Source organism: Terrabacter sp. C0L_2, from assembly GCF_036352015.1.
Classification (GTDB): Bacteria; Actinomycetota; Actinomycetes; order Actinomycetales; family Dermatophilaceae; genus Terrabacter; species Terrabacter tumescens.
Genome location: NZ_CP143557.1, coordinates 4,537,501 through 4,562,423 on the forward strand (window position 1 = coordinate 4,537,501; position 24,923 = coordinate 4,562,423).

Consider the following 24,923-nt stretch of genomic DNA (forward strand, 5'->3'; position numbering starts at 1 on the left):
CGTGACCGTGGTCACGTTGATCGGTGGGGATCGACGCACAACTCAACGACGAGGAGCGACCATGAGTGGATTTCCCAGACGGGCACTGCAGGCTGGCGGGGTGGTCGCCGCCGCGACCCTCGTCCTGGCCGGGTGCCTGCAGAACCCCAATGCCGGAAGCGGCGGCTCGGGCGGAGCGGGAGGCTCCGGCGGGTTCGTCGACGGCGGCTCAGCGGACGGCGACAAGGTCGTGACCATCCTCGGCGCCTTCGGTGGCGACGAGGAGAAGAACTTCAACGCCTCTCTCGCGGACTTCGAGAAGAGCAGCGGCATCAAGATCCAGTACACGTCCGACCAGGACTTCACGACCACGGTCAAGCAGAAGGTGTCGGCGGGTGACGCCCCCGACATCGGCCTGTTCCCCCAGCCGGGCGGCCTGCTCGAGTTCGCGGCGCAGAAGAAGGTCTGGCCGATCGACACCTACCTCGACTACGACAAGCTCCAGGGCACGCTGCTCCCCGGCTTCCTCGACGCCGGCCGCTACAAGGGCCGCGTCTACGGCGCCCCGATGCGCAACGCCGTCAAGAGCATCGTCTGGTACCCCAAGGCCGCCTACGAGAAGGGCGGCTGGTCCAAGGACCCGACCTCGATCCAGGACCTCCAGACCAACGTCGCCGACAAGATCGCCGCCACCGGCATCACCCCGTGGTGCATCGGGTGGGGCTCCGACCAGGCCACCGGCTGGGTCGGCACCGACTGGGTCGAGGAGCTCATGCTGCGCATGTACGGCCCGACCGTCTACGACGACTGGACCTCGCACCGGATCCCCTTCAACGACCCTCGCGTCGTCAAGGCGCTCGACGAGGCTGCGAAGTTCAACAAGGACCCGAAGATGGTCCTCGGCGGCACGAAGGGCGTGCTCAACACCCCCTTCGGTGACGCGATGACGCCGGCCTTCGCCAACCCGCCCAAGTGCATGCTGCACCGCCAGGGCAACTTCGCCACGACCTTCTACCCGAAGAACGTCCAGGCCGACCTCGACAACCAGGTCGGCATCTACGTCTTCCCGAAGTTCGACGGCGGCTACGACGGCCAGGCGATCCTCGGCGGCGGCGACCTCGCCGGCCTCTTCAACGGCACCGACCCCGACGCCAAGAAGGTCATGGAATTCCTGACCTCCGACAAGTTCGGCGGACCGTGGGCCAAGGCCGGCGGCTGGCTCTCGCCGCACAAGACGTTCGACGTCAACAACTACCCCAACGAGACGACGAAGAAGATCGCCGACATCGCCAACAAGGCGAGCGTGCTGCGCTTCGACGGCTCGGACCTCATGCCCAAGGCCGTCGGCTCGGGCACCTTCTGGACCGAGATGGTCAAGTGGGAGAGCGGACAGAGCTCGCAGCAGACGGCGGACAACATCGAAGCCTCCTGGCCGAAGTCATGACCGCCGACACCAGCGCGGCAGCGCCGCGCCAGAGACTCCGGACGGGGGACGACCCCGACGCGCACCTGCGCACCAACCCGATGAAGATCGCCCTGGGCATCGTCGGCATGATCGCCGTCGTCTGGGGGCTGGCCAACCTCTTCCTCGCGTTCGGCTACTACCCGCAGTGGTTCGGCAACAAGTTCGTCATCGGCCTCCTCGCGATCATCGCGGGAGTCGGAGGGGCCGCGCTGCTCTTCTACTTCCTCAACATGTTCGTCGAGGGCCTGCCGCGGCGGCTCTCCGAGGGCGCGATCCCCTACGCCTTCCTCCTGCCCGGTCTGCTCCTCGTCGGGCTCATGCTCATCTACCCGACGTTCCAGACGATCAACTACTCGTTCGCCAACGCCGACAGCACCGCGTACGTCGGGCTGCAGAACTACAAGACGATCTTCGGCGACAGCGAGTTCTGGCAGTCCATCGTCAACAACATCCTGTGGCTGCTCATCGTGCCGGCGCTCGTCGTCGGCTTCGGTGTCATCGTCGCGGTGCTCGCCGACAAGCTGTCGGCCACCGGTGAGAAGGTCGCCAAGAGCCTGATCTTCCTGCCGATGGCGATCTCGGCGGTCGGCGCCTCGGCGATCTGGCTGCTCGTCTACGCGTACAACAACCCGGGGCAGGCCCAGACCGGTCTGCTCAACGCGATCTGGACGGGGCTGGGCGGCGACCCGCAGACCTGGCTCGCCATCGACACCGTCAAGCTCAACTCGATCCTGCTCATGGTGATCCTCATCTGGCTGCAGGCGGGTTTCGCCATGGTGCTGCTCTCCTCCGCCATCAAGGGAGTCCCGGAGGACACCCTCGAGGCGGCACGCATCGACGGGGCCGGCGAGTTCCAGATCTTCTGGCAGGTCGTCATCCCGCAGATCAAGGGCACCATCATCACGGTGTTCGTCACGGTCTTCATCACGGTGCTCAAGGTCTTCGACATCGTCTACGTGACGACCAACGGCGCCTACGGCACCAACGTCATCGCGAACCTCTTCTTCAACAAGCTGTTCGCGGCCAGCGAGGCCGGGCAGGCCACGGCCATCGTCGTCATCCTGCTCATCGCGGTGATCCCGCTCATCTGGTACCAGATCAAGCACTTCCGCGACGAGGAGGCAGGTCGATGAGCCGCACCCTGATGAAGGACGGGCGTCCCCGCAGCACGTTCTCGATCGTCACCCTGACGGTCCTGGCGATCCTCTGGACGATCCCGACGCTCGGCCTGCTCGTGACCTCGTTCCGCTCACGCGACGACGCGGCGACCTCGGGCTGGTGGACGGCGCTGTTCAACCCGTTCGGCGCCGACTGGACGACGAGCAACTACGCCGGTGCCTGGACGGGGTCCGACCTCAGCTCGGGCTTCATCAACAGCATCATCGTGGCGATCCCGGCGACGGTCATCCCGATCATGTTCGCGGCGTTCGCCGCCTACGCGTTCACCTTCATGGACTTCCCGTTCAAGGAGTTCTTCTTCCTGCTGATCATCGCCGTCATGGTGGTCCCCATCCAGGTGGCCTTCCAGCCGATGCTCAACATCCTCGGCCCGCGCGGCCTCGGCATCAGCGGGCAGTACATCGCGGTCTGGTTGCTGCACACGGGATTCGGCATGCCCTTGTGCATCTACACGCTCCGCAACTACATGAGCACGCTGCCGCGCAGCGTCGTCGAGTCGGCCAAGATCGACGGCTGCAGCCACTTCCAGACGTTCTGGAAACTCGTGGCGCCGATGTCGATCCCGGCCATCGCCGCCTTCGCGACGCTGCAGTTCCTCTGGGTCTGGAACGACCTGCTCATCGCCAAGCTCTTCCTCAAGAGCGAGAACACGACGGTCATCGTCAAGCTCCAGCAGCTGCTCGGCACGCAGGGCCAGGGTCAGGAGCTGCTCACGGCCGGCGCGTTCATCTCGATCATCATCCCGATGATCGTCTTCGTCACGCTGCAGCGCTTCATGATCCGCGGCATGACGTCCGGCGCGGTCAAGGGCTGACCGGCCGGTCCACGTGACGCACCTCGCGTCAGTCCCCTCCCAGCCGTTCACTAGGCTGGGAGGGGACTTTCGTATGCCGTGTGGCCGCGCGGCATACGCCCGTGCGGTGGGCGCCCCGGCCCGCCGGTGATCGCAAGGAGCGTGTCGTGGCCGACTTCGCCTACGAGGACCTGCTGCCGATCGGCGCCGACGAGACGCCGTACCGGCTGCTGACGACCGAGGGCGTGCGCGCCGTCGAGGGCCCGGGAGGGCGCACCTTCCTCGAGGTCGACCCTGAGGCGCTGCGGCTGCTCACCGAGACCGCGATGCACGACATCGCGCACTACCTGCGGCCCGGCCACCTCCAGCAGCTGCGCAACATCCTCGAGGACGACGAGGCGAGCAACAACGACAAGTTCGTGGCCCTCGACCTGCTCAAGAACGCCAACATCGCCGCGGGCGGCGTGCTGCCAATGTGCCAGGACACCGGCACGGCGATCGTCATGGGCAAGCGGGGCCAGCACGTGCTGACCGAGGGCACCGACGAGCGCGCGATCAGCGAAGGCGTCTACGACGCGTACACCCGCCTGAACCTGCGCTACTCGCAGATGGCGCCGATCACGACGTGGGAGGAGAAGAACACCGGCTCCAACCTGCCGGCCCAGGTCGAGCTCTACGCCGACACCCTCCCCGGCCACGAGGCCCAGTACAAGTTCCTCTTCATGGCCAAGGGCGGCGGCTCGGCCAACAAGAGCTACCTCTACCAGGAGACCAAGGCCATCCTCAACGAGGACGCCATGATGCGCTTTCTCGACGAGAAGCTGCGCTCGCTCGGCACGGCCGCCTGCCCGCCCTACCACCTCGCCATCGTCATCGGCGGCACGAGCGCCGAGTTCGCCCTGAAGACAGCCAAGTACGCGTCGGCGAAGTACCTCGACTCGCTGCCCAAGTCCGGCTCGATGACGGCCCACGGCTTCCGGGACACGGCTCTCGAGGAGAAGGTCCTCGAGCTGACCCGCCAGTTCGGCATCGGCGCCCAGTTCGGTGGCAAGTACTTCTGCCACGACGTGCGCGTCGTCCGTCTCCCCCGCCACGGCGCGAGCCTGCCCGTCGCCATCGCCGTCTCGTGCTCCGCGGACCGGCAGGTGCTCGGCAAGATCACCGCCGACGGCGTCTTCATCGAGCAGCTCGAGACCGACCCGGCGCGCTTCCTGCCCGACGCGGGCGCCGTCGACCTCGGCGACCACGAGGACGACGCCATCGGGGTGAGCTCGACGAGCCGCAACGTCGTCGTCAAGGTCGACCTCACGCAGCCGATGGACGACATCCTCGCCGAGCTGTCGAAGCACCCGGTCAAGACGCGCCTGTCGCTCACCGGCCCCCTCGTCGTCGCCCGCGACATCGCCCACGCGAAGATCAAGGAGCGCCTCGACGCCAGCGAGGAGATGCCGCAGTACCTCAAGGACCACCCTGTCTACTACGCCGGCCCGGCCAAGACGCCCGAGGGCATGCCGTCCGGCTCCTTCGGGCCGACGACCGCCGGGCGCATGGACTCCTACGTCGACCAGTTCCAGGCCGCGGGCGGCTCCAAGGTCATGCTCGCCAAGGGCAACCGCAGCACGCAGGTCACCGACGCGTGCCACGCGCACGGCGGCTTCTACCTCGGCTCGATCGGTGGCCCGGCCGCCCGGCTCGCCCAGGACTGCATCCGGCACGTCGAGGTGCTCGAGTACGAAGAGCTCGGCATGGAGGCGGTGTGGAAGATCGACGTCGAGGACTTCCCGGCCTTCATCGTCGTCGACGACAAGGGCAACGACTTCTTCGCCGAGGTGAGCAAGCCGATGGCCTTCACGATCTCCAAGCGACCTGGACTCCAATGAACGAAGGGACACCAATGAGTGAGAACGTCACTGCAGCAAAGGGATTCGACGACCTGATCGAGGCCAACCGCGACTACGCCGACCGCTTCGACATGGCCGGCTTCGATGGCATCGCCCAGGCCGGCGTTGCCATCGTCACGTGCATGGACTCCCGCATCGATCCTCTCGGCCTCGTCGGCCTCAAGCCGGGCGACGCGAAGATCTTCCGCAACCCCGGCGGCCGCGTCGGCAGCGACGCCCTGGAGGCGCTCGTCCTCGCCACCCACCTGCTGAACGTGGACCGCATCCTCGTCGTGCCCCACACCCGCTGCGCCATGGCGTCCAACTCCGAAGCCGAGCTGCGCGATCGCGTCGGCGCCAGCGCCGGCAAGGACGCGTCGTGGATGACGTTCCACGCCATCGCCGACCAGGAGAGGGCGCTGCGCGAGGACCTCGCGAGGGTGCGCACGCACCCGCTCATCGCGGAGGGCGTCGAGGTCGCCGGCTTCGTCTACGACGTCGACACGGGTCTGCTGCGCCGGGTCGACTGACCCACCCCTCTTCCACCGCCGAACGCCGCGTTCGGTGCCGAACTCACTGTTCTGACAGCGCGTTCGACACCGAACGCGGCGTTCGGTCGTCTCAGGCGGGGACGGGCGCGACGTCGCGCGTCGTCCAGACGTGGTGCGCGACCGTGGCTGCGAGCACGAGGCCGATGCTCAGCACCGTCAGGCCCACGGGCAGCCCCAGTGCCGCGACCCCGAGCAGGACCAGACCGACGGCGACCCCCACCCTGGTCTCGGCCGCGGCCGCCCCTGCCATCGCGTGCATGGCGGTCAGGCACCACACATAGACGGCCACGGCGCCGGCGAGGGCCAGCCCGATGACGCGTGCCGTCGCGTGCGCCTCGCCCTGGACCTGGTCGACCGCGGCGGCGAGCCCTGCTCCGGTGGCGGCCACCGAGGCGAAGACGAGGTAGTGCCCGTAGCCGGTGAGGAAGGTGCTGGCGATCTCACCCTCGAAGAGCGGTGCGTGGTCGCGCTTGAAGTAGAGCCACCACATCGAGAAGACGATGAGCAGGCCGCCGACCACGAGGGCGAGCAGCCCGGGCTCGGCGCCCCGGACCAGGGCGCCCTGGACCGCCTGCACCGAGGCGAGGATGACCTCCCCGAGCACGATGATGGTCAGCAGCGCGTAGCGCTCGGCGATGTGGTGCGGGTGGAACGGGGTGATCCCGTGCCGCTCGGCCACGACGGGCACGAGCAGCTCGAGCACGACGAGGGCGAAGAACGACACGCGCAGGGCCGTCTCGCCCTCGAGCAGCAGCCGCGCGATCCACAGCAGCTGCACGGCCGAGATGTCGGCGGCGTAGGTCAGGGCGGTGCGCCGGCCCTCCGGATGGCTGCGCGCAGCCCGCAGCCACATGGCCACCATCGCGAACCGCATCACCGCGTAGCCGGCCACGACGAGCCCGGACTGGCCGCTGATGAACAGGTCCGGGATGCCGGCGGCGAGCATGAGCGATCCCGCCATGATGGTGAAGGTGAGCAGCCGGTAGGCCACGTCGTCACAGTCGTAGGACGAGGCGAACCACGTGTAGTTCATCCAGGCCCACCAGATGGCGAAGAAGACCATGACGAAGCCCACGAGGTCGCCGAGGTGTCCTTCGGCCAGGCCGTGGTGCCACTGGGCCGCGGCGCTGGCGATGGCGACGACGAAGACGAGGTCGAAGAACAGCTCGAGCGGTGTCGCGACCCGGTGCTGCTCGTGCGGGTCGCGGGGCTGCATCCGGCGCGTCAGGGGCACGACGTTGACGTGGCTCACGCCCCGAGTCTGCCAGCAGCCCCGAGGGGCGTCTCCCCACTGAGGACCCAGCACAGGACGGCTCGGGTCGGGTCGGGTCTGGTCAGAGCGAGAGCTCGGCCTTGACGACGCCGACGAGCCGGTCGGCCACGGCGGCGGCCTGCTCGCGATCGGCGGCCTCGACCATGACGCGCACGACGGGCTCGGTGCCGGACTTGCGCAGGAGCACCCGGCCGGTCTCGCCGAGCTCGCCCTCGGCCGCGCGCACGGCGTCGGCGACGGCGACGTTGGCATCGAGCGCCGACTTGTCGACGTCCTTGACGTTGACGAGCACCTGCGGGAAGTGGGTCATGATGCCGGCGAGGTCGGCGAGGGTGCGCCCGGTGGCCGCGACCCGCGAGGCCAGCATGAGCCCGGTCAGCGTGCCGTCGCCGGTCGTGCCGTGGTCGAGCATGACGACGTGGCCGGACTGCTCGCCGCCGAGCGAGAAGCCGCCGCCCTTCATCCCCTCGAGGACGTAGCGGTCGCCGACGGCGGTCTGGAGCACCGTGATGCCGGCGCCACCGAGGGCCTGGATCATGCCGAGGTTGGACATCACCGTCGCCACGAGGGTGTCGCCGCGCAGCACGCCCTGCTCCTTCATGGCGAGCGCGAGGATCGCCATGATCTGGTCACCGTCGACCTCGTGGCCGGCGGCGTCGACGGCGAGGCACCGGTCGGCGTCGCCGTCGAGGGCGATGCCGAAGTCGGCGCCGGCCGACACGACGGCCTCCTTGAGGTGCTCGGTGTGCGTCGAGCCGTAGCCGTCGTTGATGTTGAGGCCGTCGGGCTCGCCCCCGATGAGGGTGACCTGGGCGCCGGCCTCGCGGAAGGCGCGCGGCGCGACCTCGGAGGCCGCCCCGTGGGCTGCGTCGATGACGACGTGCAGGCCCTCGAGACGGTGCGGGAGCGTGGCCAGCAGGTGGGCGACGTAGCGGTCGGCGCCGTCGGCGAGCTGCGTGATGCGGCCGACGTCTCCCCCGGTGGGTCGCTGCCAGTCGTCACGCAGGCGCGCCTCGATGCGGTCCTCGAGCTCGTCGGCCAGCTTGTGGCCGCCGCGGGCGAAGAACTTGATGCCGTTGTCGGGCATGGGGTTGTGCGACGCCGAGAGCATGGCACCGAGATCGGCGTCCTGCTCGGCCACGAGGTAGGCGATGGCAGGGGTGGGCAGCACCCCTGCGTCGCGCACGTCGATACCCGCCGACGCGAGGCCGGCCACGGTCGCCGCGGAGAGGAACTCCCCCGAGGCCCGTGGGTCACGACCGACGACCGCCACGGGGCGGTGGCCGTTGAAGGCGCCCACCTCCGCGAGGACGTGGGCCGCAGCCACGGAGAGGTCGAGCGCGAGCTCGGCGGTGATGTCCTTGTTCGCCACACCACGGACGCCGTCCGTGCCGAAGAGTCGAGCCACGCTTCAAGTGCCTTCCCGGTGGGTCCGGCCCCGGGGCCGATTGATCTGCTCGGACGACGATACCGCCCCCGCGCCGAACGGCCATCCGGCGCACCCGAAACGGACACAGACCGCAGAAGGGACGGATCCGCAACTCGAAAGTGGCAGGCAACTGGCAGCCGGCACACATCCACTTCCCAGACGCGCGCCACCACGATGTGCCCATTCCCGGCGCCCGGTCCCCCGGTCGCCGGACCCCTTCCCCGAGAGGAACCCCATGAGCACCCGACGTTCACGGCGGTTGGCCACCGCCACCGCCACGGCCGCCACGCTCCTGACCGTGGCCACGGCGTTCGCCGCCTCGGCTGCCGCCCCGGCTGCGTCCGCCCCCTCCCCCTCCTCCGCGAGCGGCGGTGGCGTCACGAACCCGTACTCCCCGGCCTACGGCCACCCCTACCGCCACGGCGCCGTGCCGACGCGGGAGCTCAACACCCAGATGCACCGGTGGGAGGCCCAGACCAAGGGCGCGAAGCCCACGGCGTCCAAGACGCTCTCCTACGGTGGCGGCGTCGACGGCATCGGCGTGACGAGCGGCGGCGCCGAGAAGGTCTACCTCGTCTTCTACGGCAGCCAGTGGGGCACGCAGGGCACCGACTCCGGGGGCAACCTCACCTTCAGCGGCGACCCCAAGACCGGCGCACCCGTCGTGCAGAAGCTCTTCAAGGGCCTCGGCACCGGCGGCGAGTCCTGGTCCGGCGTCATGACGCAGTACTGCGACGGCTCCCTCGTGCCCAAGGGCGCAACCTCGTGCCCGGCCGGCGCCGCGCACGTGCAGTACCCGACCAACGGCGCGCTCGCCGGCGTCTGGTACGACCCGTCCGTCGCCTCGCCGACCAACGCGACGGCCAAGCAGCTCGGCGACGAGGCCGTCCGCGCGGCAGCGCACTTCGGCAACACGACCGCCGCGAGCAACCGCGACGCGCAGTACGTGGTCCTGTCGCCCACCGGCACGCACCCCGACGGCTTCAACACCGCGAGCGGCAACTTCTGCGCGTGGCACGACTACAACGGCGACCCCTACGTCGGCTCCACGAGCGCCTACGGTGACATCGCCTTCACCAACATGCCCTACGTCATGGACATGGGCACGAGCTGTGGGCAGAACTTCGTCAACGCCGGGACCGCGGGCACCGACGACGGCTACTCGATGGTCGAGGGCCACGAGTACGCCGAGACGATCACCGACCAGAACCCGGCCGGCGGCTGGACCAACACGACCTCGCGCACCTACTCGGGCCAGGAGAACGCCGACGAGTGCGCCTGGATCTCCCCCGGCAGCGCGGGCGGCGCGGGCAACGTCTCGACCGGCGCCGGCAGCTTCGCGATGCAGGCCACGTGGTCCAACGACACCAACCGCTGCGACCTCAGCCACGCCACGGTGAGCTGACCCACCTGACCCGGGCACACGGCATACGCCCTCCCGGAACGACGAAGGCCCCCGAGCAGTGCTCGGGGGCCTTCGTGCACACCAGCTGGGGCAGCCAGGTCAGCGCTTGCTGTACTGGGGAGCCTTGCGGGCCTTCTTGAGACCGGCCTTCTTGCGCTCCGGGACGCGCGGGTCACGCGTGAGGAAGCCGGCCTTCTTGAGGGCGGGACGGTTCAGCTCCTCGTCCACACCGTTGAGCGAGCGGGCGACGCCGAGGCGCACCGCGCCGGCCTGGCCGGAGGGGCCACCGCCGTGCACGCGGACGAGCACGTCGTAGGAGCCGTCGAGCTCGAGCAGCGTCAGCGGCTCCTTGACGATCTGCTGGTGGACCTTGTTGGGGAAGTAGGCGTCGAGCGTGCGGCCGTTGATCTTCCACTCGCCGGTGCCGGGGACGATGCGCACGCGGGCGATGGCCTGCTTGCGACGACCGGTCGCAGCGCCGGGGGTCGAGACCTGGCGCGCACGCTTCGGCTCGCCGAGGGCGGAGTCGGACGAGGACTCGCTGGTGTACTCGGTCAGCTCGGGCTCGTCGGTGTCGAGGACTTCCTCGTTCACGATGTCAGTCACGTGTCTTGTCGCTTTCTACGCAGCAGCCGGGGGCTTACTGCGCAACCTGGGTGATCTCGAAGGGGACGGGCTGCTGGGCCGAGTGCGGGTGCTCGGCACCGCGGTAGACCTTGAGCTTGGAGAGCTGCTGGCGGGCCAGCGAGTTCTTCGGCAGCATGCCGCGGATGGCCTTCTCGACGGCCTTCTCGGGGCTCTTGGCGAGCAGCTCGGTGTAGGAGGTCGAGCGCAGACCGCCCGGGAAGCCCGAGTGGCGGTAGGCCTTCTTCTGCTCGAGCTTGGCACCGGTGAGGGCGACCTTCTCGGCGTTGATGATGATGACGAAGTCACCGGTGTCGACGTGCGGCGCGAACTGCGGCTTGTGCTTGCCCCGGAGCAGGACAGCGGCCTGGCTCGCGAGACGGCCGAGCACGACGTCGGTCGCGTCGATGACGTGCCACGTGCGAGTGACCTCGCCGGGCTTCGGGGTGTACGTACGCAATGGAGTCTGCCTTCGCTCAATGAAAAATGGTGGAGCAGTGAATGCCGCTGGGCTCGGTCCGCGTCGCCCGCCTCCGTGAGGAGGGGCCCCCGTGAGGGGCTCGATGGGTTCGCCTGACGGCCCGGTGCACAACTTCATCAATGTTACGGGCTCGGGCCGCTGCACCCAAATCAGGTCACCCGGACCAGAAAAGCGGTCCTGACCTGCGGTGATGCACTCCCCATCCTGCCATGCAAAGTTCTTGTGCAAACGAACTATGCATAGGTATTGTGCACACTATGGCTGCACAGGACGCCCAGAACCCCACCTCTCCGGACCCGGCGAGCGCCCTCTCCGACGCCGAGAACGTCTGGCTCACCCCCCAGAGCCTGCGCGTGCTGGCCCACCCGCTGCGCTCCCGGCTGCTCGGGGCCCTGCGCCGGCACGGGCCCTCGACGGCGACCGACCTGGCCACCCTCCTCGGCACCAACTCCGGGGCCACGAGCTACCACCTGCGCAAGCTCGAGTCGGTGGGGCTCGTCCACGACACCGAGGAGGGCGAGGGCAAGCGCCGCCTCTGGAGCGCGAGCTCGGAGTACCACTCGTGGCACCCCAGCGACTTCGAGGGCGACGAGGACTCCGAGACGGCCCTGAACTGGCTGACCCGCGACTACGCCCGGCACTTCAGCGAGCAGTACGACCGGTGGCTCGACGTGTCGACGACGTGGCCGACCGCCTGGCAGGACGCGTGTGGCTCGAGCGACGCCTCGGTCCTCGTCACCGCCGAGTCGCTCGAGGCGATGCGCGAGGAGATGTGGGACCTCATCGAGCGCTACCGCCGGGTCGGGCAGGGCAACCCGCAGGCCCGACGCATCGCGGTCTACGCCTTCGCCTACCCGCTCGACCTCGACCGCCCGCCGGCCGACGCCTCGAGGGACTCGTCGCGATGAGCGCGCCGACGTCGTCGGCCGTGCTGTCGCCCGTGGCGGCTCGGCGCGTGTTCCTGGCGCTCACCTTCACCCGGTGGTTCCCGGTCGGGCTCGTCGTCGGGCTGCTCACCCTGTGGCAGCTCGAGCGCGGCCTGTCCGTCGCCCAGGCGATGACGATCTCGTCGGCCGCCGGGCTGACGATCTTCGTCCTCGAGCTGCCGACGAGCGGTTTCGCCGACGCGTTCGGCCGCCGGCCCGTCTTCGTCGTCTCGGCCGTCGTCAACGTGCTGGGCAGCGCCGTGCTGTTGCTGGCGCACTCGTTCTGGGCCTTCCTCGCCTCGGCCGTGCTCATGGGGATCTTCCGCGCGCTCGACTCCGGCCCGCTCGAGGCGTGGTTCGTCGACACCGTCCACACGAGCGCACCGGGCAACGACGTGGACGGCGCCCTCGCCGCCCAGGGGACCGTGCTCGGCGTCGGCATCGCCGCCGGCGCCCTCGTCTCCGGTGGTCTCGTCTGGTGGCACCCCTTCACCGGCGCCTCCGCCCTCGTGCTGCCGGTCGCCGTCTTCGTGGCCCTCAACGTCGTGCACCTCGTCGCCGTCCTCGTGCTGCTGCGCGAGCCGCGCTCCGCCGAGCACCTGGACACCTCCGGCGCCCGGCGGGCGCTGGCCTCTGCCAAGGAGTCCCCCGCCGTCGTCCGAGAGGGCCTCGGCATGCTGCGGGCGAACCCCGTGCTGCGCGGCATCGTCACCGTCGAGCTCTTCTGGTCGGTCGCGATGATCGTCTTCGAGACGTTCCAGCCGATCCGCCTCGCCGAGCTCGTCGGCGGCGAGGAGCGCGCCGGCGCCATCATGGGCCCGGTCGCGGCGGCCGGCTGGGCGGTCTTCGCCGTCGGCGCCGCCCTCGGCGGCTGGGCGAGCCGCTTCATCGGCGTGGCCCGGACCGCGATCCTCGCGCGCATCCTCAACGGCCTCGGCGCCGTCGTCATGGGCCTCGTGGCCGGGCCGGCCGCCCTCATCGCCGCCTACGGCGTGACCTACCTGCTGCACGGCTCGGCCGGCCCCATGCACTCGGCCCTGCTGCACCGCGAGGCGCAGGCCCGCAACCGCGCCACCGTGCTGTCGATGAACTCGATGGTGGCGTCCGTCGCGTTCGGGGTCGCCGCTCCCCTGCTGGGACTGCTCGCCGAGCACACCTCGACCCAGCTGGCGATGGTGGCGGCCGGCGCCTTCAGCATCGTCGGTGCGTGGTTCTACCGGGCCGCCCGGCGCGCCGAGGTGCAGCGCGACGCCCCGGCCCCGTCCCCGTCGAGTGAGCGCCCCGTCCCCGTCGAGTGAGCGCCCCGTCCCCGTCGAGTGAGCGCCCCGTCCCCGTCGAGTGAGCGCCCCGTCCCCGTCGAGTGAGCGCTCCGTCCCGCGGTTCGTGGTGCGGGGCGCTCACTCGAGTGGCCGCATGACCCCATCCGCCCCACGCTCGTGGTGCGCAGCGCTCGCTCGAGCGGGTGGTCAGCCCTCGGGACTGGTGATCTCGTCGAGGGCGGCGAGGTCGGAGATGCTGGGCTGCCACAGGCCCGCCTGCACGTTGTCGAGCACCTGCTCGGGCTTGGTGGCGCCGGCGATGACCGAGGCCACGGCAGGCTGCGCCGCGAGCCCGCCGATGGCGACGTCGATGAGACGCAGACCCCGCTCCGCGGCATACCCCTCGAGTCGTTCGATCGTGTCCCAGTCCGCCGTGTCGAGGCGGTCGGCCATCGAGGCGAGGCGGGTGCCCTGGGGCGCCTCCTCGCCCCGGCGGTACTTGCCCGTCAGCAGGCCCGAGGCGAGGGGGAAGAACGGCAGCAGGCCGACGCCGACATGCTCACAGGCGGGAACGAGCTCGTCCTCGACGTCGCGCTCGAGGAGGGAGTACTCGTTCTGCGCCGAGACGAAGCGCTCGGTGCCGGCGGCGCGAGCGGTCCAGTCGGCGTCGACGACCTGCCAGCCGGTGAGGTTGCTGCTGCCGATGTAGCGCACCTTGCCCTCGCGGACGAGCTCGTCGAGCGCAGCGAGGGTCTCGCCGATCGGCGTGTGCGGGTCGGGACGGTGCAGCTGGTAGAGGTCGATCCAGTCGGTGCCGAGGCGACGCAGGCTCGCCTCGACCGCGGTCCGCACGTAGCGCCGCGAGCCCCGCACGCCCCAGTCGGGCCCGTTGGCCCCCTGCATGTCCATGCCGAACTTCGTTGCCACCACGACCTGCTCGCGCCTATTGCCGAGAGCTGCGCCGAGCAGCTCCTCGCTCGCACCGAGGCCGTAGATGTCGGCCGTGTCGAAGAGCGTCACGCCCGCGTCGATGGCGGCGTTCACGACCGCGGTCGTGCCCTCCTGGTCCAGGCGTCGCCCGAAGTTGTTGCAGCCGAGGCCGACCGTCGAGACGGTCAGACCGCTGTCGCCGAGCTGTCGGTAGGTCATGTCGTTCGTCGCACGTGTGGTCACCCGACCAACGTATGCCGCGTGGCGGGCTCGCGACAGGTCGACCCGGTGCGTGCCGGCCGGGACCGGTTCGCCTCGGGAAAGTCAGCAGGCGGGGCCGCAGCCCTGCGGCGTGGTGAGCCGGCGGACCAGGGCGAAGCCTGCGAGCACGAGGGCCAACGAGGCCGTGCCACCGTCTCGGGCCGACGTCAGCGCGATGCCCGCGCCTGCGACGGTCGCCGCCACGTCGACCACCGCGCACGACCCCCGGAACCGCCCGAGCCGGGCCTCTCCGGGCGACGGGACGAAGGTCGACCCGGCGGCAGCAGCGGCGACGAGGGCTGCGAGCACGAGGACGAACCACAGCGGCGCCGTCGTGAAGGCCCAACCCTGCGTCACGGTGGCCAGCAGCACGAGCGCAGCGAGCAGGACGACGAAGGCCACCCGACGGCGCGCGGGCCAGCGCTCCCCCGTGGTCGTCGGTGCGGGTCCCGCCATGCCTGTCGCCATACCCCTAAGGGTATAACAGATGCCCTCGGCGCCCGGAGTCCGGGCGCCGAGGGCTTCTGTCTGTGGAGCTGCCGGTCCTCAGTTCGGCTGCACGAAGACCGCGACGGTGCGGGCCGGCACCGAGAACGAGCTGCTGCCCGCATCCCATGCCGCCTGCTTGACGACGCTGTCGGCGCCCTTGGCCTGCACCGGGCTGAGCGCGACCGAACCGGTCAGACCGGGCACCTTCTGCGTCACGGCGTCGGGCGTCGCGTTGAAGACCACGACGGCGCCGCGCAGAGCCGGGTCGACGTCGGCCCCCTTCGTGTCGTCGATCCGCATGACGATGACACCCTGCTTGGCGTCGGCCGTGCCGGAGACCGGGAAGGTCACCTTGGCGTTGATGGCAGCGGCGTTGCCGAGACGGAACAGCTTGGTGCTGAAGCGAAGTCGCAGCAGGTCCTGCGCCATCGCGTCGGCGCTGCGCACGTCGGCAGTAGTCGGCTTGAGGGCCGGGTTGGCGAGCAACGGCTTCATGAACGGCCACTTGGCGGAGTTCTGCTCCTGCGGCGGCAGGCCGTGGCCGAAGCCGTTGTCGGCACCGGTCCAGTCGAGCCGGTTGAACCAGTCGCCGCTGTCGTAGGAGTCGCGGTTGAGCGACTTGCTGCGGAGCAGGTCGGCGCCGGCGTGCCAGAACGACGGCGTCTGCGCCAGCGCGGTCGTCGCGAGCGACAGGGTGTTCATCCGCACCCGGTCCTGCATCGACGTCGCCACGGGCAGCTTGTACGTCAGCGAGTCGAAGAGCGTCTCGTTGTCGTGCGCGTCGACGTAGCTGACGACCTCGTCGGGCTGGTCGGCGTAGCCGGCGGGCGAGCCGTTGTAGTCGACCTGCGTGCCGTTGACGACCGTCCCGGACTTCTGGCTGCGGAAGGTGAACGTCTTGAGGTTGCCGGCCAGCCCGAGCTGGACGAGGTCGGTGTCGCTGCCGAGGCGGGTCGCCGCGTCGGCGTTGACGGCCGCCCCGTTGGGGTCGGTGGCCTCACCGGAGCCGAAGCCCTGGCGACGCGGGTCCTCGTCGAAGGGCCCACCGCCGCGCACACCGTCACGCAGACGGTCGGAGAAGGTGCCGATGCCGGTGCCGCCGAGCTGGCCCTGGGTCGCCTGGACGAAGAGCTTGTTGTCGGCGACCTCACCGAAGTTCCAGCCCTCGCCGTAGAGGTAGACGGACCTGCCGTCCACGCCGTCCTTCTGGAGGGTCAGGGCGTCGAGCGCCGAGCGCACGGCGAGCATGTTGGCCCGGCTGTGGTGGCCCATGAGGTCGAAGCGGAAGCCGTCGACGTGGTAGTTGCGGGCCCACGACACCACGGAGTCGACCATGAGCTTCTCGCCCATCGCGTGCTCGGTGGCGACGTTCTGGCAGCACGTCGAGGTCTCGACCGCTCCGGTGGCGTTGAGACGCTGGTAGTAGCCGGGCACGACCTTGTCGAGCACCGACTTCTCACCCTGCCCCGACTGGGCCGTGTGGTTGAAGACCTGGTCGAGCACGACCCGGAGGCCGTCCTGGTGCAGGGCCCCGACCATGGTCCGGAACTCGGCCACGCGCGTGCCACCGTCAGCAGCCTTGGCGGACGAGGCGTAGGAGCCGTCCGGGACGCTGAAGTGGTACGGGTCGTAGCCCCAGTTGAAGGCGTCCTTGGAGGCCACGGCGCCCACGCACTTCTGCTGCTCCTCGCTGTCGGGAGCGTACGAGGCGAGGTCGCACTTCGGCGTCTCCTGCTTGGCCGGGTCCTCCTCGATCGAGGCGATGTCGAAGCTCGGCAGCAGGTGCACCGTGTTGAGCCCGGCCTTGGCCAGCGCCTTGAGGTGCGCGCGACCGTCACCGTCGGCGGCGAAGGCGAGGTAGCTCCCCCGCTGCGCCGCCGGGACCTTGGCGTCGGACATCGAGTAGTCACGGATGTGCAGCTCGTAGATCGTCGAGTCGACGTCCTGGGCCAGCTTCGGCGACGGCGTGGTGCGCCAGCTCGAGGGCATGAAGGCCGGGTCGCGCAGGTCGACGGCCACCGAACGGGTCGAGTTGAGCGTCAGCGCCACCGAGCTCGGGTCGGTGACGACGTTGGTCTCGACCTTGCCCGTGGTCGGCGCCCACACCTTGACCTCGTAGAGGTAGCGCGCGTTGCGGGCCGAGGACCCCAGGGCCGCGGTCCACGACCCGGAGCCGTCCCGCGTCATGGGCGTGCGGCGGGCGGTGGACGCGGGCTGGTCGGCGCTGCCGGCGGGCCAGGTCAGCAGGGTCACCTGCTGGGCCGTCGGCGCCCACAGCGAGAAGCCCACCCGGCCGGAGCCGGAGAAGGCGACGCCGTAGGAGCGCGTGCGAGCCTGCGCGGCATACAGCGCGTCGAGCGCGATGGCCGTCTGGGCGCCCGTGGCGTCGAGGAGCGACCCGGTGGAGTCGTACATCGCGACGGCGACCTGGCCCTTGAGGATCTCGGGCAGCTGACGCGCCGTCCTCTTGTCGAGCCGGAGCGCCACGGCGCCCTTCAGCTCGGGGTGGGCAGCGACCAGCGAGGCGGGCAGCCCGGCCGGGTCGCGGGTCAGGGTGGCCACGGAGCCACCGGTGACGGCCTCGGCGTCGACGGCAAGACCACCGTCGGCGGACCAGTGCAGGCGCCAGCCCAGCGTCGCAGGGTCGGTGCCGGCCGGCAGGGCGGAAGCGGGCCAGGCGACGAGGTCGGGACCGACGACGAAGGCCTTGGACTTCGTCAGGTCGGGAGCGGCGCCGGCCTTGGACGTCTTGACGGAGACCTCGTGGGTCGACGCCGTGTAGGAGATGGTCGTCAGCACGCCGTCGGACGGGACCGAGAACGCGACGTTGCTGCCGGGGTAGGACTCGTTCCAGCTCAGCCCGACCGCGACCTTGAACTCGTAGCTGCCGGCAGGGATCTGGTCGGTCGTGAAGGTGTAGGTGCCGTCACCGTCCGGGTCCTGCAGCCAGGAGCGCATGCAGTCCGGAGCCCAGTCACCCGGGCAGCCGAGCTTGCTCTGGAAGCTGCCGGGCGCCGTGATGATCGGCCCCTGGGCGTCGCTCGTCACCCAGTGGGTGCGGTGGTCGTAGTAGAAGGTGACGGGCTTGCCGGCGGGGGCGGTGTAGGCGATGTTGCCTGCCCCCTTGCCGCCGCCGACGCCGTAGTTCTCGTCCCACGACTTGTTGATCGCGGCCTTGTACTCGTAGTCACCCGCCGGGATCGAGGAGTAGGTCCCCTTCCAGATCTCGTCCTTGGGGTCGAGGGCGAGCTGCGCCTGGGTGCAGTCCGGCTGCCAGTCGCCGGGGCAGCCCATCTCGGAGTTGTGGCTGCCGGGGACGCTGACGTTGTCGGGCTGGGTGACGGGGCCGACCCCACCGCCGGAGCTGCCACCGCCGGCGGTCGTCGGCTCGCCGACGATGCCGTAGGTGGACGTGGCGGACACGTGGCCGGCGATGTCCTTGGCCACCATGCGGTACTCGACGAGCGTGCCCTTGGCGAGACCGGACACGTCGTGGAAGACGCGGTACGGCGCGTTGTCGTCGGTGCCGATCGGCGTCCAGGCGGAGGTGCCGACCGGACGCTGGAGGAAGCTCACCTCGGCGAAGCTGTTGCCGGGGAGTGCCGCGCCGATCTCCGCGCGACCGCCCACGACGCCGCCCGCGCTGGGCGAGGTCGGGATGACGACCGGAGCCGACTTCGGCTGTGCCATCGTGGAGTTGGCGCGGTAGACCGCGACGGACAGGGGCGGGACGGTGACGGTCACGCGGCCGTCGGCCGCGGCCCGGAGGTCGGAGGTCGCACCGAGCAGCGGCACGAGCTTGGAGCCGGCCGAGTAGGTGGAGAAGGTCGCGGTCTTGGCCGTGGTCGCGTTGTTGGCGACGACGACGTACTCGCGCTTGGCCGCCTTGTCGATGCGGCTGATCGCGTAGATGCCCGCGGCGTCCGAGGCGTAGCGATGCACCTGCGCGCCGTCGGCGAGGGCGGGGTTGGCCGCGCGGAGCGCCGACAGCTTCTTGATCTCACGGTAGAGCGGGGCCGAGGTGTCGTAACGGGCAGCGGTGCCCGCGACCTCCTTGCTGCCGACGATGACGTCGTCCTGGTAGATCGGCGTCTGCGTGCCGAACATGTCCTGACGGGCGCGCTTGTCGCCGAAGTCGTTCTTCGGGCCGGTGAAGCCCTGCTCGTCGCCGTAGTAGACGACCGGGTTGCCGCGGGTCAGGAACATCAGCGACGTCGCCAGCCGGTCACGCGCGAGCAGGTCGTCGCCCGTGGCGCCGCCGGCCAGGAGCATCGCGCCGACGCGGCCCATGTCGTGGTTGCCGAGGAAGGTCGGCAGCTCGTAGGCGTTGGAGTCGGTGTCGGTGTAGTAGTCGTCGCCGGCGAAGAGGTCGCGGATGCCGGTCGTCGCCTTGCCCTGCGCGAAGCCGAGCGCCGCGCCCTGGAAGCCGAAGTCGAGCGTCGCGGGCAGCGCGCCCGTGGTCGTGAACTGGCTCGTGTAGGCGGGGTTGCCGTCGTAGACCTCGCCGAACATGAAGAAGTCCTTCTTGCCCGTCGCCTTGGCGTGGTCGAGGATCGCCGGCGAGAAGGACTGCCAGAACGGCATGTCGACGTGCTTGACGGTGTCGATGCGGAAGCCGTCGACCCCGAAGTCGACCCAGGAGCTGTAGATGTCCTCCATGCCCGAGACCACCTTGGGGTTCTCGGTGAAGAGGTCGTCGAGCCCGGAGAAGTCGCCGTACGTGGAGGACTCGCCGGCATACGTCGAGTCACCGCGGTTGTGGTAGAGCGTCGTGTCGTTGAGCCACGCCGGGACCTTGACGTCCTTGTTGGCGTCGGCGACCTTCGGCACGTAGGGGAAGGACGTGGTCGGCGACATCGCCGGGAAGCAGTCGGGCGCCGTGGCGGTGCCCGTGCACGCCGGCTTGCCGGCGACGGCGGCGTCGTCGAAGACGTTGCCCTGGGCGTCCTTGTAGGGGCTCGTCGCCTTGTTGACGTAGGTGTACTTGCCGCCCTCGTAGGAGATGACGTCAGCCGTGTGGTTGGTGATGATGTCGAAGTAGACCTTCATCCCCTTGGCGTGCGCAGCGGCGATGAGCGCCTTCATGTCGCCGTTCGTGCCGAGGTGCGGGTCGATCTGGGTGAAGTCGGTGATCCAGTAGCCGTGGTAGCCGGCGCTCGCGTCGGAGCCGCTGCCCTGGACGGCGCGGTTCTTGAAGGACGGGGTCAGCCAGATGGCGGTCGTGCCGAGGCCCTTGATGTAGTCGAGCTTGCCGGTCAGGCCCTTGAGGTCGCCGCCGTGGTAGAAGCCCTCGTTCGTGGGGTCGAAGCCGGTCGAGAGCGGGCCGCCCGTGAGGCCACCCTTGTCGTTGGCCGTGTCGCCGTTGGCGAAGCGGTCGGCCATGACGAAGTAGAAGCGCTCCTTCGTGGCGAGGTTGCGCAGGGAGGAGCCGGCGAGCTTCGCGTCGGCTTTGGTGGCGGCGCCGGGCAGGTCGGTCGGCGCGACGCCCACAGCGTGGGTGGTGTCGTCGTAGGTGAACCGCAGGTCGGCGGGCCCGGCGAGCACGAGCGGCACGTTGCCGCTCCCCTGGCCGTAGCTCTCGTCCCACGAGTGGTTGATCGCGACCTTGAGCTCGTAGCTGCCCTTGGGCACCCGGAAGGTGGCGGCATACGTCGTCGTCCCTGGCACGAGCGTCAGGTCGGTCTTGGTGCAGTCGGGCTGCCAGTCGCCGCTGCAGCCGAGCTCGTCCTGCAGGGACCCGACGAGCGTCGCGGTCCGAGGGGCATCGGCCCGGGCGGTCGGCGCCCCCGCGAGCGGGACGGCGAGTCCGGCGATGACGAGGGCCGAGATGCTGGCGACGGACAGGGCCGGGCGACGGCGCATTGCGCACTCCTTTGTGGGCTCGGTCGCTCACGCCCGCGTCTGGACGCTCGACCACCGGGGGAGAACCTAGCGCCAATCTCGGACACCACGCCAGACCTGAACTGCAAAATCTTGCATTCGTGATCAGGAAGTTGCGCGGTTCTTGCTCAGCGCGTCAAGGCACCGGGGCTCGAGACCAGCGCGCGCACCGCGCTGTCGAAGTCCTGCACCCGCGTCAGCACCACCGGCCCCTCGGGGACGACGATGCCGTCGGCCCACCCGGGGCCGCCGATGACGACCTCGAGCGGCCAGTCGACGACGTCGAGGTCGCTCCAGAGCGCCTCGGCCTGCGGCCGCGCCAGCGAGGCCCAGAGGAAGACGGCGCGCGGTCGCGTCTCGCGCAACGTCGAGACGAGCGCCTCGGCCGGCACCCGCGGACCGAGGAAGAGGCTGGCCACGCCGTTGCGGGCCAGCTCGGCCTCGAGGGCGAGCAGGGGCAGGTGGTGCTGCTCGTCGTCGGCGCTCGCGAGCACGACCGGCTGACCCGCGACGCGGAGCCGGTTGGCGCGCACCACCGCTCGCAGCTCGGACTGGAGGAGCTCGCTCGTCAGGTGCTCCGCCTGCACGCCGAGAAGACCCTCGCGCCAGAGCTCCCCGACACGGCGCAGCGCGGGGGCGAAGACCTCAACCCAGGCGCGACCGACGTCGCGGCGACGCATCACCTGGCGGTAGAGCAGCGCCATGGTGCGCGCGTCGAGGGCCCGGGCAGCGCCGACGATGGACTCGACGAGATCGGCAGCATCAGCAGCCTCGGCCGCGGCGTCGAGCGCGGTGCCGGGAGAGGCGCCAGTGGCGTCGGGGCGCCCGCCCCCGGGCGCGGCCACCATCCCCGGTGCGGTCGCGACCGCGCCGTCCAGACGCGCCGCGATCGAGGCCGCATCCATGGCCAGGACCGAGTCGGCGGCGCTCTGGGCGGGGACTCCCTGGGCCGTGAGCCGGGACATCAGCTGGACCCTGCGGATGTCGAGCTCGGTGTAGCGGCGGTGGTTGCCGCTCGTGCGCAGGCTCGGACCCACCCCGTGCCTCCGGTCCCAAGACCGGAGGGTGGGGGCGGCGATGCCGAGACGCTCGGAGACGACGCCGACGGGCCAGCCCAGCTCGGGCACCCGCTCCCCCAACTCGGGGTCGCCGGGCTCCGGCGGGTCGGCCCTTCGCGGGGCTGCCGGTTGCGGGTTCATGGAGATCATCACCGTTCGGGTCGGTCGTCCGGGTCGGGCGGAGCGGTCCGAGATTCCCGTCATGGACCGCTCCAGCACCGATCGGACGTGCCGATCATAAACTTATGCAGGGCTCTTGTGCAATGCGTAACTTCCGCATAAGTTCTGCATAGGTTCTGCATCAGATCGCTCGACCCCATCCCTGGAGGAAGCCATGACGATCACCCGCCTCCCGCGCCCGACCTACTCCTCGTACGAGTGGCAGGAGCTCGGCCGCTGCCGCACCAAGGCCGTCGAGCAGTTCTTCGCCGACGACCAGGAGCTCGACCAGCGCGAGCGCCGCGAGCAGACCGAGGCGGCCCGCATGGTCTGTGGCGGCTGTCCCGTGCGCCAGCAGTGTCTCGACCACGCCCTCCGGGTCCCCGAGACCTTCGGCATCTGGGGCGGTACCACCCCCACCGAGCGCGCCCAGATGCTCTGGGACGTCGCCGGCTGACCCGGGCCAGCGCGTCCGTCTTGCGTGACGTCAGCGCGTCAGGTCAGCGCGTCGGTTCAGCGCACCGCGAGTGCGATGACCTGCGCCGTCGGGAGCGCGGCGAGCGCCGCGCCGTCGAGCAGCAGCTTGGCCCCACGCACACCGGCCCCGACCACGACGGGCCCGGCCTGCGCCACGGCCTCGTCGACGAGCACCGGCCACTCCCCCGGCAGCCCCACCGGCGTGATGCCACCCTGCTGCATCCCGGTCAGCTCCTGCGCCTTCACCTGGTCGGCGAACGAGATCTTGCGGGCACCGAGGTGCTTGCGCACGACGCGGTTGATGTCCGCGCGGTCGGTCGCCAGCACCATCACGGCAGCAAGCGTCGTCTCCTCGCCGCGACGGGCCTCCACCACGACGCAGTTGGCCGACGCCTCGGGCGCCACGTCGTAGGCCTCGCAGAACGCCGCCGTGTCGGCGAGCGACGCGTCGATGGCCGCCACCCGCACGCCCGGCACGTGCTCGAGGGCCGCCGCCACGGGTGGCGCGAGCAGGTCGGGTCGGTCGGTGGCGGCCACCCACGTCAGGTTTCCTTCGGCACTGGGCATGGCCCGAGCGTATGCCGCCCGCCCCGCCCCGCGCCCACGGGTCCGTGGCCGCCGGGCCCGCCTCACGGCATACGGGCTCGGCGGCCGTGGACGCCGCTCAGGGCCGCCAGGTGTCGCTGAGCGTCAGCGTCCCCGACGCCGGCACCGTGACCGTGCGGTTGGCCCCCGACTCCCACGTGACCGTGCCGGCCGAGTCCTTGCGGAGGTACTTGTACTGCACGACGGTCCCGGGCGTGAGTGCGACAGTGCGGCGCCAGACCGGGTAGGTCGCCGGGTCGAGCTTGAGGGCGGACGCCGGCGCCCACGCGCCGAGGGCCGCGTTGTCGCCGGTGACGTAGATGTCCTGACCCACGGACGTCGTGGCGTTGACGCCGAAGCTCACCGCGGCTGTTGCCGGGACGGCCGAGGTGACGGCGCCGACGTGCAGCGCGATCGTCTCGTTGGCACCGACCGTCGCGGTGAACGTCCCCGACGAGCCGACGGTGTACGTCGCGGCCGAGCAGGTGCCCGAGCTGACGGTGCCGTGGGTGACGTCGCAGTAGGTGCCGGCGGGCAGCGAGGTCTGGAAGGTCGAGGTGACCGGGCCCGACTCGTGGTTGACGACGACGTAGCCCTTGGCCCCGCGACCGAAGGCGATGGCGTTGTTGCCGTTGCTCCACCAGTTCGTCACGGCCGTGCCGGCGACGGTGTTGCGGAAGCCCACCATGCCGGCGATCTGGCTCCACGCGTGCTGGCACTTCCAGCCGTCGGAGTAGCAGGCGTTCACCGCACCGCCCAGGGGCGGCCCGGCGTCGGCGTCGGTCCACTCGTAGCCGGAGAAGACGTTGGGGGCGCCGTAGGGCCAGGCGAGCATGAAGACGTTGGCGAGCGTGTAGGTCGCGCCGGCCTTGTAGCTCAGGGTCGAGCCGTTGCGCTCGGTGTCCCAGTTGTCGACGAACGTGCGTGCGTTGCCGCTCGGCAGGTAGCCCCACGAGGCGCCCCAGTTGCTGAGGTAGCTGAGCTTCTCGCTCGTGAAGACGCGCTTGAGGTCGTATGCCGCGCGGAACTCGTCGACGTCGCCCGACCCCGTGTACTCGGTGGGCTGTACGGCCTCGCCGGCGCCGTAGATCACCTCGTGGACCCAGAAGACGTTCGGGTTGGTGAGCTTGGCCTTGATCGCCGCGAGGTCGGTGGCGGCGACGTGCTTGGCCGCGTCGATGCGGAAGCCGTCGACCCCGAGACCGATCAGGGTGTTGAGGTAGCCGGCGATCGCGCCGCGCACGTAGTCGCTGCCGGTGTCGAGGTCGGCGAGCCCGACGAGCTCGCACGTCTGGACGTTGGTGCGGTCGGCGTAGTTGCTGATGTTCTGCCGGCAGGTGTGGAAGTCGCGGTCGGAGTAGACGCTGGGATAGGCGTACTTCGTGTAGCTGCTGCCGGCGGTGCCCGTGCCGGAGCCGGCGCTCATGTGGTTGACGACGACGTCTGAGACGACCTTGACCCCGGCGGTGTGGCACGCCGTCACCATGTTCTTGAAGGCCGTCTGGTCGCCGAGCCGGCCACCGATCTTGTAGCTGACGGGCTGGTACGACGTCCACCACTGCGGGCCCTGGATGTGCTCGGCCGCGGGCGAGACCTCGACGAAGCCGTAGCCCTTGGGGCCGAGGACGTTGGTGCACTCGCGGGCGACGGCGTCGTAGCGCCACTCGAAGAGCGTCGCCGTGACGTCCTTGCTACCGGGCGGGGTCGCGGCGGCCTGCTGGACGACGGCGCCGGGACCGCTCGTGGGGCCAGCGACGGACCACCCGACAGCGGCGACGGCGGCCATGGCCCCTGCGACGAGACGGGCTCGGTGCCGTGTCTGCCTCCGGGGCGGCGCCTC

19 protein-coding genes are annotated in these 24,923 nt (G+C 70.2%); 9 read left to right on the forward strand and 10 right to left on the reverse strand.

Features of this window, described 5'->3' with window-relative positions:
* Nucleotides 1-61 precede the first annotated feature (61 nt).
* The 5 genes from U5C87_RS21075 to U5C87_RS21095 all read left to right on the forward strand — a co-directional run bounded on the left by U5C87_RS21075 (nt 62) and on the right by U5C87_RS21095 (nt 5,826).
* On the forward strand, nt 62-1,423 hold the full coding sequence (locus tag U5C87_RS21075) for an ABC transporter substrate-binding protein (RefSeq protein WP_330474382.1): 1,362 nt from the start codon (nt 62-64) through the stop codon (nt 1,421-1,423).
* Entirely contained in the window at nt 1,420-2,577 is a 1,158-nt protein-coding gene (locus U5C87_RS21080) for a carbohydrate ABC transporter permease (protein ID WP_330474383.1), read from the forward strand. Before U5C87_RS21075 ends, U5C87_RS21080 begins: the two co-directional genes overlap by 4 nt.
* Nucleotides 2,574-3,437, forward strand: coding sequence for a carbohydrate ABC transporter permease (locus tag U5C87_RS21085; protein WP_330474384.1), 864 nt, complete (start codon nt 2,574-2,576; stop codon nt 3,435-3,437). The genes U5C87_RS21080 and U5C87_RS21085 overlap by 4 nt, the downstream gene beginning before the upstream one ends.
* 146 nt (nt 3,438-3,583) lie before the next feature.
* A complete protein-coding gene (locus tag U5C87_RS21090; protein ID WP_330474385.1) occupies nt 3,584-5,296 on the forward strand; it encodes a fumarate hydratase in 1,713 nt (570 codons plus the stop codon).
* 14 nt (nt 5,297-5,310) lie between these two features.
* Nucleotides 5,311-5,826 carry a beta-class carbonic anhydrase gene (locus U5C87_RS21095; RefSeq protein WP_330474386.1) on the forward strand — a complete coding sequence of 172 codons (516 nt, stop codon included), beginning with the start codon at nt 5,311-5,313 and terminating at the stop codon, nt 5,824-5,826.
* A 91-nt stretch (nt 5,827-5,917) separates the two neighbouring features.
* Here the strand turns inward: U5C87_RS21095 and U5C87_RS21100 are convergent, their stop codons facing one another.
* Entirely contained in the window at nt 5,918-7,099 is a 1,182-nt protein-coding gene (locus U5C87_RS21100) for a low temperature requirement protein A (protein ID WP_330474387.1), read from the reverse strand.
* 82 nt (nt 7,100-7,181) lie between these two features.
* Complete coding sequence (glmM, locus tag U5C87_RS21105) at nt 7,182-8,528, reverse strand: phosphoglucosamine mutase (RefSeq protein ID WP_330474388.1); 1,347 nt, start codon at nt 8,526-8,528, stop codon at nt 7,182-7,184.
* Between the two features lie 256 nt (nt 8,529-8,784).
* On the opposite strand from glmM, the gene U5C87_RS21110 reads away from it, so the two are divergent.
* On the forward strand, nt 8,785-9,954 hold the full coding sequence (locus U5C87_RS21110; RefSeq protein ID WP_330474389.1) for a hypothetical protein: 1,170 nt from the start codon (nt 8,785-8,787) through the stop codon (nt 9,952-9,954).
* A gap of 99 nt (nt 9,955-10,053) precedes the next feature.
* Here U5C87_RS21110 and rpsI read toward each other — a convergent pair whose 3' ends face one another.
* The gene (gene rpsI / locus U5C87_RS21115) at nt 10,054-10,560 is read right to left on the reverse strand and encodes a 30S ribosomal protein S9 (RefSeq protein ID WP_030194309.1); all 507 of its coding nucleotides are present in this window, start codon (nt 10,558-10,560) and stop codon (nt 10,054-10,056) included.
* A gap of 34 nt (nt 10,561-10,594) precedes the next feature.
* A complete protein-coding gene (gene rplM / locus U5C87_RS21120; RefSeq protein WP_030194306.1) occupies nt 10,595-11,038 on the reverse strand; it encodes a 50S ribosomal protein L13 in 444 nt (147 codons plus the stop codon).
* A gap of 278 nt (nt 11,039-11,316) precedes the next feature.
* Between rplM and U5C87_RS21125 the strand changes: the two genes are divergently transcribed.
* Nucleotides 11,317-11,967, forward strand: a complete 651-nt coding sequence (locus U5C87_RS21125; protein ID WP_330474390.1) for a winged helix-turn-helix domain-containing protein — start codon at nt 11,317-11,319, stop codon at nt 11,965-11,967.
* Entirely contained in the window at nt 11,964-13,283 is a 1,320-nt protein-coding gene (locus U5C87_RS21130) for an MFS transporter (protein WP_330474391.1), read from the forward strand. Before U5C87_RS21125 ends, U5C87_RS21130 begins: the two co-directional genes overlap by 4 nt.
* Before the next feature lie 168 nt (nt 13,284-13,451).
* On the opposite strand, the gene U5C87_RS21135 is transcribed toward U5C87_RS21130, so the two are convergent.
* The 4 genes from U5C87_RS21135 to U5C87_RS21150 all read right to left on the reverse strand — a co-directional run bounded on the left by U5C87_RS21135 (nt 13,452) and on the right by U5C87_RS21150 (nt 22,003).
* Entirely contained in the window at nt 13,452-14,393 is a 942-nt protein-coding gene (locus U5C87_RS21135; RefSeq protein ID WP_330476730.1) for an aldo/keto reductase, read from the reverse strand.
* Between the two features lie 105 nt (nt 14,394-14,498).
* On the reverse strand, nt 14,499-14,903 hold the full coding sequence (locus U5C87_RS21140) for a hypothetical protein (RefSeq protein ID WP_330474392.1): 405 nt from the start codon (nt 14,901-14,903) through the stop codon (nt 14,499-14,501).
* 78 nt (nt 14,904-14,981) lie between these two features.
* Entirely contained in the window at nt 14,982-20,786 is a 5,805-nt protein-coding gene (gene pulA, locus U5C87_RS21145) for a pullulanase-type alpha-1,6-glucosidase (RefSeq protein WP_330474393.1), read from the reverse strand.
* A 146-nt stretch (nt 20,787-20,932) separates the two neighbouring features.
* Entirely contained in the window at nt 20,933-22,003 is a 1,071-nt protein-coding gene (locus U5C87_RS21150) for a MerR family transcriptional regulator (RefSeq protein WP_330474394.1), read from the reverse strand.
* Between the two features lie 193 nt (nt 22,004-22,196).
* Between U5C87_RS21150 and U5C87_RS21155 the strand changes: the two genes are divergently transcribed.
* On the forward strand, nt 22,197-22,478 hold the full coding sequence (locus tag U5C87_RS21155; protein ID WP_330474395.1) for a WhiB family transcriptional regulator: 282 nt from the start codon (nt 22,197-22,199) through the stop codon (nt 22,476-22,478).
* 56 nt (nt 22,479-22,534) lie between these two features.
* Here U5C87_RS21155 and U5C87_RS21160 read toward each other — a convergent pair whose 3' ends face one another.
* Together U5C87_RS21160 and U5C87_RS21165 are read right to left on the reverse strand one after the other, a co-directional pair.
* Nucleotides 22,535-23,065 (reverse strand): YbaK/EbsC family protein, encoded by a 531-nt coding sequence (locus U5C87_RS21160; RefSeq protein WP_330474396.1) that lies wholly within the window; start codon nt 23,063-23,065, stop codon nt 22,535-22,537.
* A 97-nt stretch (nt 23,066-23,162) separates the two neighbouring features.
* Complete coding sequence (locus U5C87_RS21165; RefSeq protein ID WP_330474397.1) at nt 23,163-24,869, reverse strand: carbohydrate-binding module family 20 domain-containing protein; 1,707 nt, start codon at nt 24,867-24,869, stop codon at nt 23,163-23,165.
* Nucleotides 24,870-24,923: the final 54 nt, after the last annotated feature.

Excerpts from the sequence above, each read along its gene's own strand:
- U5C87_RS21075 (WP_330474382.1), top strand. The coding sequence starts at position 62 with ATGAGTGGATTTCCCAGACGGGCACTGCAGGCTGGCGGGGTGGTCGCC.
- U5C87_RS21080 (WP_330474383.1), top strand. The coding sequence starts at position 1,420 with ATGACCGCCGACACCAGCGCGGCAGCGCCGCGCCAGAGACTCCGGACG.
- U5C87_RS21085 (WP_330474384.1), top strand. The coding sequence starts at position 2,574 with ATGAGCCGCACCCTGATGAAGGACGGGCGTCCCCGCAGCACGTTCTCG.
- U5C87_RS21095 (WP_330474386.1), top strand. The coding sequence starts at position 5,311 with ATGAGTGAGAACGTCACTGCAGCAAAGGGATTCGACGACCTGATCGAG.
- U5C87_RS21110 (WP_330474389.1), top strand. The coding sequence starts at position 8,785 with ATGAGCACCCGACGTTCACGGCGGTTGGCCACCGCCACCGCCACGGCC.
- U5C87_RS21125 (WP_330474390.1), top strand. The coding sequence starts at position 11,317 with ATGGCTGCACAGGACGCCCAGAACCCCACCTCTCCGGACCCGGCGAGC.
- U5C87_RS21130 (WP_330474391.1), top strand. The coding sequence starts at position 11,964 with ATGAGCGCGCCGACGTCGTCGGCCGTGCTGTCGCCCGTGGCGGCTCGG.
- U5C87_RS21135 (WP_330476730.1), bottom strand. The coding sequence starts at position 14,393 with ATGACCTACCGACAGCTCGGCGACAGCGGTCTGACCGTCTCGACGGTC.
- U5C87_RS21140 (WP_330474392.1), bottom strand. The coding sequence starts at position 14,903 with ATGGCGACAGGCATGGCGGGACCCGCACCGACGACCACGGGGGAGCGC.
- pulA (WP_330474393.1), bottom strand. The coding sequence starts at position 20,786 with ATGCGCCGTCGCCCGGCCCTGTCCGTCGCCAGCATCTCGGCCCTCGTC.
- U5C87_RS21150 (WP_330474394.1), bottom strand. The coding sequence starts at position 22,003 with ATGAACCCGCAACCGGCAGCCCCGCGAAGGGCCGACCCGCCGGAGCCC.
- U5C87_RS21155 (WP_330474395.1), top strand. The coding sequence starts at position 22,197 with ATGACGATCACCCGCCTCCCGCGCCCGACCTACTCCTCGTACGAGTGG.
- U5C87_RS21160 (WP_330474396.1), bottom strand. The coding sequence starts at position 23,065 with ATGCCCAGTGCCGAAGGAAACCTGACGTGGGTGGCCGCCACCGACCGA.
- U5C87_RS21165 (WP_330474397.1), bottom strand. The coding sequence starts at position 24,869 with ATGGCCGCCGTCGCCGCTGTCGGGTGGTCCGTCGCTGGCCCCACGAGC.